This is a genomic window from Paraburkholderia sediminicola (assembly GCF_046026675.1).
Lineage (GTDB): Bacteria > Pseudomonadota > Gammaproteobacteria > Burkholderiales > Burkholderiaceae > Paraburkholderia > Paraburkholderia sediminicola_F.
Genome location: NZ_JAQQEY010000001.1, coordinates 4,453,253 through 4,465,412, shown reverse-complemented (window position 1 = coordinate 4,465,412; position 12,160 = coordinate 4,453,253). Strand labels below are relative to the sequence as shown.

The following is a 12,160-nucleotide window of genomic DNA, read 5'->3' as shown; positions in this document are numbered from 1 at the left end:
GGGTAAAACGGATGAAAATCGGAATCGTCAATGACCTGCCGCTCGCTGTCGAGGCACTGCGCCGCGCGCTTGCCGCGCGCCATGACTACGAGGTGCTATGGGTCGCGCAGGACGGCCAGCAGGCGGTCGACTTCTGCACCGCGCAGCGGCCCGACATCGTGCTGATGGATCTCGTGATGCCGAACGTCGACGGCATCGAAGCCACGCGCCGCATCATGGCGAAGGCGCCGTGCGCGATCCTGATCGTGACCGTCGACGTGGGCGCGAACGCGTGGCGCGTCTACGAAGCGATGGGCGCTGGCGCGCTCGATGCGGTGGATACACCCTCGTTGAGCGGTCCCGACGCGAACAAAAGCATCGCCACCCTGATCGCCAAGATCGATCGCATCGCCGCGCTGGTCACGGAACGCAATGCGCCTGGCGCAGCAGCTGCGGCGGCGCCCAGAACCGCGACGAACCGCGACACGCCGCTGGTTGCAATCGGCGCCTCGGCAGGCGGCCCGGCGGCACTCGCCACCCTGCTCGCCGGCTTGCCGAAGGACTTCCCGGCGGCAATCGTCATCGTCCAGCACGTCGACGCGGCCTTCGCCGCCGGCATGGCCGACTGGCTGAACCAGCAGTCGGCGCTGCCGGTGCGGATCGCCAATGAAGGCGACCGGCCGCAAGCAGGCGTCGTGCTGCTCGCCGCCACCGACGATCATTTGCACCTAAAGCTGCCCGACGTACTCGGTTACACGAACGTGCCGGCGGAAACACCCTACCGGCCTTCCGTCGACGTGTTTTTTCATAGTGTCGTCGCACGCTGGCCGGCGCGGGCGATCGGCGTGTTGCTGACCGGCATGGGCCGCGACGGCGCGATCGGACTCAAGGCGATGCGCACCAAGGGGTTTCACACGATCGCGCAGGACGAAGCGACCTGCGCCGTGTACGGCATGCCGAAGGCGGCCGCAGCGCTCGACGCCGCCGCCGCGATCCTGCCTTTGCCCCGTATTGCCGCTGCGCTCGCTGCCGCCGTCGGCACACGTTAAGGCCCGGTAGGCGCACACTGGCCGCACATTAGCCCGCTACGACTCATTGACATTCATTCTGGCTGACCAATATGGACACTCCTAAACCGCATCAGACCGCCACCGCGCCCGAGCTCGCAGAACAGGACGCGAACGCGCAGGCATACGCGGAGGACGCACCCAATAGCGCCATCGATGACGCGTTAGCGCGCATCCTCGGCAATCCGCCCGCGGCCGAGTGCCCGATCATGGTGTTGCTGGTCGACGATCAGGCGATCATCGCCGAGGCGGTCCGCCAGGCGCTGGCCGACGAACCAAGCGTCGACTTCCACTACTGCGCGTCGCCTGAAGAGGCGGTGCGCTGCGCCGAGGAAACCCGCGCGACGGTGATCCTGCAGGACCTCGTGATGCCCGGCACCGATGGCCTCACCCTCGTGCGGCAATACCGGCAGAAGCCGGCGACGCGCGATATTCCGATCATCGTGCTGTCGACCAAGGAAGAGCCGCTCGTGAAAAGCGCGGCCTTCGCTGCCGGCGCCAACGACTACCTCGTGAAGCTGCCGGATCGCATCGAGTTGATCGCACGGATTCGCTATCACTCGCGCTCGTATCTGAACCTGTTGCAGCGCGACGAGGCGTATCAGGCATTGCGCCAGTCACAACAGCAGTTGCTCGCGACCAATCTGGAATTGCAGCGGCTCACGCATTCGGATGGATTGACGGGTTTGTCGAATCGTCGTTACCTCGATCAATACCTGGCCGCCGAATGGCGCCGCGGTACGCGCGACAAGACGGCTCTCGGCTTTCTGATGATCGATGTGGATAACTTCAAGGCCTATAACGACACCTATGGGCACGTTGCCGGTGACGAAGTGCTCAAGCGCGTCGCGCACACCGTCGAGTCGTGTCTGGGACGCTCGCCCGATCTCGCGGCCCGGTTTGGCGGCGAAGAATTCGCGGTGGTGTTGCCGGGAACATCCTCGGGTGGCTTGCGCTTGCTTGCCGAGAAAATCCGCCTTGCGATCGAAGGACTCGCGATTCCGCACGCAGGATCGGCGGCGGGCGTCGTGACGATCAGCATCGGTGCGGCGAATATCGTGCCGTCTGCAACCGACCCGGTGACGACATTGATCGAAGCCGCCGACGTCGGGCTGTATCGGGCGAAACGCGATGGGAAGAATCAGGTATCGGTCAGCGGCTGATCAGCATTGCCACGAAGCAGTACCTACAGGCGCATCGCCGCGGTACTTGCTGCGCGCTTCGGCAGGCACGCTCGCATCGATAGCGCCTTCGTCCACCAGCGCCTTCAATGCCGCGACCACGATCGACTTGCGGTCCACTTCGAAGAACTCGCGCAACGCCTGGCGCGTGTCGCTGCGACCGAAGCCGTCCGTGCCGAGCGTCACATAGCGGCGCGGCACGTAGGCGCGGATCAATTCGGGCACCGCGCGGACATAGTCGGTCGCGGCAATGATCGGGCCGTGCGATGCTTCGAGCGCTTTCGTGACGTGCGGTGCCTCTGTCGGTTCACCAAGACGCGCGTTTCTCTCCGACGTCATCCCTTCACGCTGCAACTCGGTGAAGCTGGTCACGCTCCACACCGCGGCTTCAATTTGCCAGTCGTCCTTGAGCAGCTGCTGCGCCGCGATGACCTCACCGAGAATCGCGCCAGCGCCGAGCAACTGCACCTGCGCTGAAACTGCTGACGTTGCCGCCTGCGCATCCGCGCCAAGTGGATAGATGCCCTTAAGAATGCCCTCGCGCAGCGAATTCAGATCACCGCCCGGCACCGAAGGCTGCGCGTAGTTTTCGTTCGTCACCGTCACGTAATAGAACACGTCGCGCTGTTCTTCGACCATCTCGCGCATGCCTTCGTCGACGATCGCGGCAACCTCGTAAGCGAACGCCGGATCGAACGCGCGGCAATTCGGAATCGTCGATGCCGCCAGATGGCTCGTGCCGTCCTGATGCTGCAACCCCTCTCCACCGAGTGTCGTCTTGCCCGACGTCGCGCCGATCAGAAAACCTCTTGCGCGTTGATCCGCCGCCGCCCAGATCAGATCGCCGATGCGTTGAAAGCCGAACATCGAGTAGTAGATGTAGAACGGCAGCATTGGCAGGTTATGCACGCTGTACGACGTCGCCGCCGCAATCCACGACGACACCGCGCCCGCTTCCGAAATCCCCTCTTCGAGAATCTGCCCTTTGGTGTCCTCGCGGTAGTACAGCATCGAGCCGAGGTCTTCCGGCTCGTACAACTGCCCAAGCGGCGAATAGATGCCGACCTGACGGAACATGTTCGCCATGCCGAAGGTGCGTGCCTCATCGGCGACGATCGGCACCACGCGCGGGCCGACTTCGTTGTCCTTGAGCAGCGCGGTCAGCATGCGGACCAGCGCCATCGTCGTGGACATCTCGCGGCCGTTCGAGTCCAGCGCGAATTGCCCCCAGGAGGACATCGGCGGGACGATCAGCCCCTTCGATGCCACTCTCCGCCTTCTGGGCAGATAGCCTCCCAGGGCAGCCCGGCGAGCATGCAGGTATTGCATCTCCGGGCTGTCGTCCGCTGGCTTGTAAAACTTCACCTGTTCGACATCCTCATCGGTGAGCGGCAGACGAAAACGATCGCGAAACGCCTTGAGGTCGTCGAAGCCGAGTTTCTTCTGTTGATGCGTGGTCATGCGGCCCTGGCCCGAGGTGCCCATGCCGAAGCCCTTCATCGTCTTCGCGAGAATCACCGTCGGCTGGCCGCGATGCGCGAGCGCCTTCGCATACGCCGCGTGCAGCTTGCGCACGTCGTGGCCGCCGCGGCGCAGACGGTCGATGTCGTCGTCGCTCAACTGCGCGGCGAGTGCGGCAAGCTCCGGATTCTGGCCGAAGAAACGCTCGCGGTTGTACGCGCCGTCGTTGGCTGAGAAGGTCTGGAACTGGCCGTCGACGGTGTGTGCGAACGCCCGCAGCAACGCGCCGGTGCGGTCGCGTGAAAACAGCGCGTCCCAGTCCGAGCCCCACACCACCTTGATCACGTTCCAACCGGCGCCAATGAAGTGCGCTTCGAGCTCGTCGATGATGCGGCCGTTACTGCGCACCGGCCCGTCCAGGCGCTGCAGATTGCAGTTGATGACGAACACGAGGTTATCGAGCCCTTCGCGCGCCGCAATCGAGAGCGCGCCGGTCGATTCCGGCTCGTCCATTTCGCCATCGCCGAAAAAGCCCCACACCTTGCGGCCTTCCGTTTGCACGAGACCGCGATTGGCGAGATAGCGCATGAAGCGCGCCTGGTAAATCGCGTTGATCGGACCGATGCCCATCGAGCCGGTCGGGAACTGCCAGAAGTCCGGCATCAACCACGGATGCGGATACGAGCACAGGCCCGGCCCGCCGATCTCGCGACGGTAATGCTGCAGGTGTCCCTCAGAGAGAAAGCCTTCGAGATAAGCCCGCGCATACACACCCGGTGACGAATGCGGCTGGAAGTACACGAGGTCGTCCGTGCCCTCCTCTCCGCCCGGCGCCGCGGCACGAAAGAAGTGGTTGAAGCCCACCTCGAACAGATCCGCCGCCGACGCATAGCTCGCGATATGGCCGCCGAGTTCGCCGTACGCCTGATTCGCACGCACCACCATCGCCAGCGCATTCCAACGCAGCGCCCCGGCCAGACGTTCTTCGAGTTCGAGATTGCCCGGATAGCGCGGCTGCTGATCGAACGGAATCGTGTTCTGGTACGGCGTGACGTTGGTCCGCGCCGATTCCACACCGAGCGACAGCGCATGGCCCGCGAGCTTGTCGAACAGAAACTGCGCACGATCACGGCCGACATGAGCGACGACGGCATCGAGCGCTTCCAGCCATTCGGCGGTTTCCTGCGGATCAGCATCTTCCGGCTCCGCACGCTCCGCGCGCTGGAGATCCAAAGACCGCAACTGCTTGCTACCGCTGGACAAATCCGTCATGGCACCACTCCCGCATCAACGCGTTCGGCTCAAGATCAGGTGAGTCAATGGTAACCACGTGCTCACAAAATGAGCGTCTCATTTGCTTGTGATCCCGCACTGAGATAGGCTATTTATTCCGGATTTGGCCAACACTACAGAATATTTACTCTATGACCACGCCGCCCAGACGACTCGACCGCATCGACATCGGCATCCTGAGCCAGTTGCAGCAGAACGCGCGCATCACCAATGCGGATCTGGCCCGCGCGGTGAATCTGTCGCCCACGCCCTGCTTCAACCGCGTGCGCGCGCTCGAAAAACTCGGCCTGTTCAAGCAGCAGGTCACGCTGCTGAATCCGGAGCCGCTCGGGCTGCGCATCAACGTGTTCATTCAGGTGAGTCTGGAAAAGCAGGTGGAAGACGCGCTGACTCGCTTCGAGCAGGCGATTTCGGAGCGCCCCGAGGTGATGGAGTGCTATCTGATGACCGGTGACGCGGACTATCTGCTGCGCGTGGTGATGCCGGATATGCAGACGCTGGAGCGGTTCATCGTCGATCATCTGACGAAGATTCCAGGCATCTCCAACATTCGTTCGAGCTTTGCGCTCAAGCAGGTGCGTTACAAGACGGCCCTGCCGCTGCCGTCGTCGGGACTGACGCTGGTCGATCCCGACGACGTTTCAACCGACTGGCGCTAGAGGCTCGCGCGACGCGCACTAAGCCAGCGATTACCCGCGTGTGTAACGCGCAGCCGGCAGGCTGTGCGACAGGTTCGGCCCGAGATGCTGGCGTGCGGTGTTGAAGCGTTCCCAATCGGCCGCGTCTGGCAAGGACGGAATCGTCACGAGTTCATGCTGATCGAGACCCACGAGCGCAGCGTCCACCATGTCCTCGGCGGTCATCACGATCTGCGACGGCAGATGTTCGACCGCGAGACCGGCGCGGTCCCAGAACGCGGTGCTGGTGGCACCCGGCAGCACGGCCTGCAACTGCACGCCCTTGCCGCCCACTTCGTGATGCAGCGACTGCGTCAGGTTCAGCACATAGGCCTTAGTGCCGCTGTAGGTGCCGTTCAGCAACTCCGGCGAGAGTGCGACGACCGACGAAATATTGATCACGACGCCATTGCCCCGCTCCACGAAACCTGGCACGACCGCCGCGGTTAGGCGCGTCAGAGCGGTCACGTTCAACTCGATCATGCTGTCGAGGTCGTCGATATTCGAGTCGATCAGCGAAGCCGTCGCGCCGACGCCCGCGTTGTTGACCAGCATGGTGATGCCGCGGTCGGCGCGCAGACGCTCCTCGATACGCCGCTGGTCGCCCTTGACGGTCAGATCGGCGGCAATGGTCTCGATATGGCGGCCAGTTTCCGCGCTCAGACGCTCGGCTACGCCCGTCAGACGTTTGACGTCACGCGCCACCAGAATCAGGTCATAACCGCGCCGTGCGAGGCGGTCCGCATAAACCGCACCGATGCCCGACGATGCGCCCGTAATCAATGCCGTGCCCTTGTTTGCTTGCGTTGCCATGGTGAATCTCCTTGCGGGCTTAGCGCGTCATGCCTGAACCCTGATCGATGAATGGGGGAAACTGAAACCTCCGCCGCTGTGCCTTTTTTGTGGGCATCGCGGTGTTGACGAGTGAAGTCTAGGCGCGTAGCCTTTTGTCTCAAATATCGTATTTACCTCGTTTTAGGACATCGCAATGAGACGCGTCGGCGTGGTGGTTTTTCCCGGCTTCCAGATCCTCGATATGGTGGCGATCTCCGTGTTCGAGCTGGCCAATCTCGAGGCCGGTCAGCCGGAATATCAGGTGGAAGTCATCTCCGAATCGGGCGGGATGGTGCGCAGCTCGGCGGGCGTCGAAATTGCGACAAAGGCGTTCGGCGACCCGGCGTATGACACCGTGGTCGTCACGGGCGCGATGCAGATCGAGCCGTCATCGGCGGGATTGTTGGGGTTTTTGAACGACGCCCTCGCCGCCTCGCGCCGCACCACCAGCATCTGCACCGGTGCCTTCGTGCTGGCCGAAGCGGGCATCCTCGATGGCCGGCATGCCACCACCCACTGGTTCCACGCCCGCGACTTGCAGCAGCGCTTTCCCGATACGCGTATCGACGAAGACCGCATCTTTATCGTCGACGGCACCGTGTGGACCTCGGCCGGCATGACGGCCTGCATCGATCTGTGTCTGGCGCTGATCGAAAGCGATCTCGGCGTCGAGGTATCGCGCGCCATCGCCAAGAAGCTGGTGGTCTACCATCGGCGCACCGGCGGCCAGTCGCAGTTCTCGGCCATGCTCGACCTGGAACCGAAGTCCGACCGCATTCAGGACGCGCTGTCATACGCCAAGAACCATCTGCGCGAGCCGTTGACGGTCGAACAGTTGGCCGACGTCGCGCATCTGAGTCCGCGCCAGTTCAGCCGCGCCTTTCGCGGCGAAACGCGCCAATCGCCGGCCAAGGCCATCGAGGCGTTGCGTGTGGAAGCCGCCCGCGCCATGCTCGAAGCGGGCCGTCACTCGATGGAAGCTGTCGCAGCCGAAACCGGCTTTATCGATACCGAACGGATGCGACGCGCCTTTCTGCGCGCGTTCGGCCAGCCGCCGCAAGCGATCAAACGCGCAGCGCGCGCGGTATAGCAGCGTGTTGTAACAGAGGTGGTGGACAATATCGCCGGCAGGATCTCCACCTTGAACCGACGGCATTTAGAGGACGCGTGATGAACTACGACGACAGCAATCCCTTCGCGAAGATTCTGCGCGGCGAACTACCCTGCATCAAAGTGGCGGAAAGCGATGCCGCGCTGGCCTTCATGGACCTGATGCCGCAAGCCGATGGCCACATGCTGGTCGTGCCGAAGGAAGCGGCGGTTGAGATTTTCGAGTTGTCGGATGCCTCGACGGTGGCCTGCATGCGTATGACGCAGAAACTCGCCATCGCCGTGCGCGCGGCTTTGCGCCCCGACGGCGTTTTCATCGGACAGTTCAATGGCGCGGCGGCGGGACAAACGGTGCCGCACGTGCATTTTCACGTGATCCCGCGCTGGGAAGGACAGCCGCTGCGCATGCACGCACGCGACGTTGCCGATGCGGCCACGCTCGAAGCGCTCGCCACGCGCATTCGCAACCATTGGCGCGCCCCCGCTGACGGCGCGAACGCCGAGGACGACGCAACTGGTCACGCCCCGTAATATGTGTAATGGCCGGTGAAACCAGCCGCACGCGCTAGACGGCTAGACTGGCGTCTGCCTTGTACCCACAAGGCATTGAGTGTGGATCTCTTTTCAGCCTGCCCGAAACGGCAGGCTTTTTTATTTGCGGGTCTGATTCGCGGATCTCATTCGCGAACCGCCCTCGCCTCGCAGCGACGCTTGCGGCGCGATGATCCATGCATTCACTGAAAGGTCAAACCCGATGCCGCGAGCGGCGCAGTGGATGCCGCCAGTCGATACGACGCGGCTTCGTGGGTTCAAGGTGCAGGTCGTGCAGATGCCGATGCTCCTGCCACAATTCGTCGGAGAAAAGAAACGCGACGATGAGCAGCGGGATGACCAGAAAGGCGCCTAACATCAAGTGCTCGATCACGGTAGCCTCCATCGCAAGAGCATGATTTCATTGTAGAGCACCGCATGTTCCCGCACGGTGCCGAGCCCCTCACAAATTTGCGATAAGCGGCCTGCGACAACGCGACGCCCCTCCCTCGCCGAACCCGCGCGACGCCTCGCGCTTCGTAAGAACGCGCTGCGCGGGCGCGAGGCGTTGTAAGAACTCCCCGCGCTGAGGCCGGACTAACAGGAAACGCAAGCTTGAGTTTTCACGCTGAGCCTGCGGAATCAAACCAATAATTCTCAAGGGGAATCCAATGACTATCGAACGCAGCAGCGAACTGACCCTGCGCCCGCTCGAGCGCACCGACCTGCGCTTCGTCCACGAAGTGAACAACAACGCAAAGATCATGCGCTACTGGTTCGAAGAGCCTTATGAAACGTTCTCTGAACTGACCCAGCTCTACGACCAGCACGTACACGACCTGCGCGAGCGCCGCTTCGTGGCGATCGACAACGACGGCCAGACCGTCGGCGTCGTCGAGTTGATCGAGCTGGACTATATCCACCGTCGCGGCGAGTTTCAGATCATCATCGCGCCGCATGCGCAGGGCCGCGGCTACGCCACCGTCGCCACGCAGCTCGCGATCGACTACGCGTTTTCGGTGCTGAACCTGCGCAAGGTCTACCTGATCGTCGACAAGTCGAATACCGCTGCCATCCACGTCTACGAGAAGTGCGGTTTCCGGCACGAAGCCGAGTTGATCGAGGAGTTTTTCGGCAACGGCCGCTATCACAATGCATTGCGCATGTGCATGTTCCAGTCCGAGTTCTTCAAGACCAATCAGCACGGCTGAGTGACCTCAACCTGCGTCACCCAGGGACGCCATGCTGCGTCGCCTGGGGCACCTGGCATCGTTTATCTTCTGTATACACACCGTTATTTCGTGATTTTTGATTAGTCGGGCGAATGACTTTGTGTGCAACGCACCAAATGCCTGCATTAATTGTAGTAATTCACTTAATTGGTGCCTCTCGTTTACGCCAATACGCACCGCAAAGCTTTACTGGTTAAAGCGGCGCACCCTGTCCGTCTTTTAGTTATCCGTTTCAATCCGCCCTGTTTAAGCGACTGCTCAAGGCTTAAGCAGGTCCAACAGGTGGTGCGACAATTCGCCGCTGTTGCGACCGCACACAAGATGTGCTTGTCGTTCTTGCGCGTTCTCCTAAAGTGCAAGGTGCGGGTTCGACGTTAAAGTTAAATACATAGCTAACCTGAGTAATTCAACCCGCACCGGAGGAAAATATGAAAACGCGAATCGCCCTTGTTTTCGCCATTGCGGGATTGGCTGCCGCTTCTGTTCAGGCTCAAGACGCCATGGTCAAGCCGCAGCAAACAATCCAGTTCAAGGCCAACGCGTATGGCTGTCTGTCGAAGGATAAACTCGACGCCGCCGATGGCCACGCGCAAGCCGGCGAACAGCAAAAGATGCAGGAATTCTTCTCGGGATATCAGTGCGTTTCGACGCCGGAAAACTCGAGTTTCCGCGTTGTTCGCGTAGTCGGCCATGACGTCGAATTCGTGAATGCCGGCAATAGCGATACGCAAGGCCTCTGGGCAAACGATCGATTCATCAAACAATAAGCTAAACGCCAACACCCCGGGTAAACGCCGGGTTTGACGGGTTTTAATTTACGCTATGAACCCTCTGATAAAAAACTGAGGGGCTGCGAACCTGCGAGTTAAAAATCGGCTGGGCATTAAGTGCCGGCCGTTTTTTATTTCCGCGCGCGCTTTCCATGCGCGTTTTCCATAACGTGACGCCAATAAAAAAGCCGATGCGGGCTTTCGATCCGCATCGGCAATACGCCTTCTCGCAAAGCGCAGGGAGAAACGGCTAACCGTTAAAAGACAATCAATGCGAGTCGCGCGGCACGGGCGCGCCGCTCGAGCCGACCAGGAAGTCGAGATCCGCACCCTGGTCCGCTTGCAGCACGTGGTCGACGTAGAGCTTGTAGTAGCCCCGCGTAGGCGGCGCAGGCGGCTGCCAGGCAGCGCGGCGACGCGCGAGTTCTTCGTCGGTGACATCCAGATGCAGACGGCGGGCGTCGACGTCGAGTTCGATCATGTCACCGGTTTGCACGAACGCGAGCGGCCCGCCCGCGGCCGCTTCCGGCGATACGTGCAGAACCACCGAGCCGTATGCCGTGCCGCTCATGCGGCCGTCCGAAATGCGCACCATGTCCGTGATGCCTTTCTGCAGCACCTTCTTTGGCAGCGGCATGTTGCCGACTTCCGCGAAACCCGGGTATCCCTTCGGCCCCGCGCCCTTGAGCACCATGACGCAGTGCTCGTCGATATCGAGCGATTCGTCGTCGATCTTCGCGTGCAGCTCCTCGATGTTCTCGAACACCACCGCACGGCCGCGATGCTTCAGCAGATGCGGCGTTGCCGCCGACGGCTTGATCACCGCGCCGTTCGGCGCCAGGTTGCCCTTGAGCACCGCAATGCCGGCCTTCGGCTTGAATGGCTCGGCGAACGTCGTGATGACCTTCTCGTCGTGATTCGGCGCGTTGCGCACGTTGTCCCAGATCGTCTTGCCGTTCACCGTCAGCGCTTCGCGATGCAGCAGGCCTTGCTCGCCGAGCTGCTTGAGCACCGCGGGCAAACCACCCGCGTAGTAAAAGTCTTCCATCAGGTACTCGCCTGACGGTTGCAGATTCACGAGACACGGCACGTTCGAGCCGAGCTCCCAGTCCTCCAGCGAAAGCTCCACGCCGATGCGCTTGGCCAGCGCGATCAGATGCACGACCGCATTGGTCGACCCACCGATAGCCGCGTTGGTGCGGATCGCGTTTTCGAACGCCTCACGCGTGAGGATCTTGTCCATCGTCAGATCCTCGCGGACCATATCGACGATGCGCCGGCCGGCCAGATGCGCGAGCACTTGCCGGCGTGCATCGACCGCGGGAATCGCCGCGTTATGCGGCAAGCCCATGCCGAGCGATTCGACCATCGAAGCCATCGTCGACGCCGTGCCCATCGTCATGCAGTGGCCGCGCGACCGGTTCATGCACGACTCGGCTTCGGTGAATTCTTCCTGTGTCATCGTGCCGGCGCGCACTTCCTCGGACATCTGCCAGACGCCCGTTCCGGAGCCGATGTTCTTGCCGCGGAACCGTCCGTTGAGCATCGGTCCGCCCGACACGGCCAGTGCCGGCAGATTGCACGACGCTGCGCCCATTAGCAGCGCCGGCGTGGTCTTGTCACAACCCACCAGCAGAATCACACCGTCCATCGGATTGCCGCGAATCGACTCCTCGACATCCATCGAAGCCAGATTGCGAAACAGCATCGCGGTAGGCCGCAGATTGGTCTCGCCGAGCGACATCACCGGAAACTCGAGCGGCAAGCCGCCCGCTTCGTGCACACCTTTTTTCACGTACTCGGCGAGCTCGCGAAAATGCGCATTACAGGGCGTCAGCTCAGACCACGTATTGCAGATGCCGATCACCGGACGTCCGTCGAATTCGTCGTGTGGAATGCCCTGGTTTTTCATCCACGAGCGATGCAGAAAGCCGTCGCGATCTTTGAGGCCAAACCACGCCTGGCTGCGCAGCGGCTTTTTAGTCTGGTTGGAATCAGCCATGAAATCTCCTGTTGGCAAGCATA

At 61.9% G+C, this 12,160-nt stretch carries 11 protein-coding genes; 7 read left to right on the top strand and 4 right to left on the bottom strand.

Translation table 11 applies throughout. The annotated features are described in order from the left end of the window. Positions 1–11: 11 nt before the first annotated feature. Together PQQ86_RS19680 and PQQ86_RS19675 are read left to right on the top strand one after the other, a co-directional pair. Positions 12–1,028 carry a chemotaxis response regulator protein-glutamate methylesterase gene (locus PQQ86_RS19680; protein WP_408269945.1) on the top strand — a complete coding sequence of 339 codons (1,017 nt, stop codon included), beginning with the start codon at positions 12–14 and terminating at the stop codon, positions 1,026–1,028. 71 nt (positions 1,029–1,099) lie between these two features. Further along, entirely contained in the window at positions 1,100–2,209 is a 1,110-nt protein-coding gene (locus PQQ86_RS19675) for a diguanylate cyclase (protein ID WP_408269942.1), read from the top strand. Here the strand turns inward: PQQ86_RS19675 and mdeB are convergent, their stop codons facing one another. Further along, entirely contained in the window at positions 2,210–4,960 is a 2,751-nt protein-coding gene (gene mdeB / locus PQQ86_RS19670; protein WP_408269939.1) for an alpha-ketoglutarate dehydrogenase, read from the bottom strand. A 152-nt stretch (positions 4,961–5,112) separates the two neighbouring features. Here mdeB and PQQ86_RS19665 point away from each other — a divergent pair, with 152 nt between their 5' ends. Then, positions 5,113–5,640, top strand: coding sequence for an Lrp/AsnC family transcriptional regulator (locus PQQ86_RS19665; protein ID WP_097390812.1), 528 nt, complete (start codon positions 5,113–5,115; stop codon positions 5,638–5,640). 30 nt (positions 5,641–5,670) lie between these two features. On the opposite strand, the gene PQQ86_RS19660 is transcribed toward PQQ86_RS19665, so the two are convergent. Further along, positions 5,671–6,471 (bottom strand): SDR family NAD(P)-dependent oxidoreductase, encoded by an 801-nt coding sequence (locus PQQ86_RS19660; RefSeq protein ID WP_408269936.1) that lies wholly within the window; start codon positions 6,469–6,471, stop codon positions 5,671–5,673. 175 nt (positions 6,472–6,646) lie between these two features. Here PQQ86_RS19660 and PQQ86_RS19655 point away from each other — a divergent pair, with 175 nt between their 5' ends. Further along, the gene (locus PQQ86_RS19655) at positions 6,647–7,582 is read left to right on the top strand and encodes a GlxA family transcriptional regulator (protein ID WP_408269934.1); all 936 of its coding nucleotides are present in this window, start codon (positions 6,647–6,649) and stop codon (positions 7,580–7,582) included. Between the two features lie 80 nt (positions 7,583–7,662). After that, on the top strand, positions 7,663–8,133 hold the full coding sequence (locus tag PQQ86_RS19650; protein WP_408269932.1) for an HIT family protein: 471 nt from the start codon (positions 7,663–7,665) through the stop codon (positions 8,131–8,133). Positions 8,134–8,347: 214 nt separating this feature from the next. Here the strand turns inward: PQQ86_RS19650 and PQQ86_RS19645 are convergent, their stop codons facing one another. Next, positions 8,348–8,527 carry a hypothetical protein gene (locus PQQ86_RS19645; protein WP_408269929.1) on the bottom strand — a complete coding sequence of 60 codons (180 nt, stop codon included), beginning with the start codon at positions 8,525–8,527 and terminating at the stop codon, positions 8,348–8,350. Positions 8,528–8,804: 277 nt separating this feature from the next. Between PQQ86_RS19645 and speG the strand changes: the two genes are divergently transcribed. Together speG and sap1 are read left to right on the top strand one after the other, a co-directional pair. After that, on the top strand, positions 8,805–9,344 hold the full coding sequence (gene speG, locus PQQ86_RS19640; protein WP_093634539.1) for a spermidine N1-acetyltransferase: 540 nt from the start codon (positions 8,805–8,807) through the stop codon (positions 9,342–9,344). A 449-nt stretch (positions 9,345–9,793) separates the two neighbouring features. Beyond that, positions 9,794–10,132 carry a surface attachment protein Sap1 gene (sap1, locus tag PQQ86_RS19635; protein ID WP_408269926.1) on the top strand — a complete coding sequence of 113 codons (339 nt, stop codon included), beginning with the start codon at positions 9,794–9,796 and terminating at the stop codon, positions 10,130–10,132. Between the two features lie 271 nt (positions 10,133–10,403). On the opposite strand, the gene PQQ86_RS19630 is transcribed toward sap1, so the two are convergent. Next, positions 10,404–12,137 (bottom strand): IlvD/Edd family dehydratase, encoded by a 1,734-nt coding sequence (locus PQQ86_RS19630; RefSeq protein WP_408269923.1) that lies wholly within the window; start codon positions 12,135–12,137, stop codon positions 10,404–10,406. Positions 12,138–12,160: the final 23 nt, after the last annotated feature.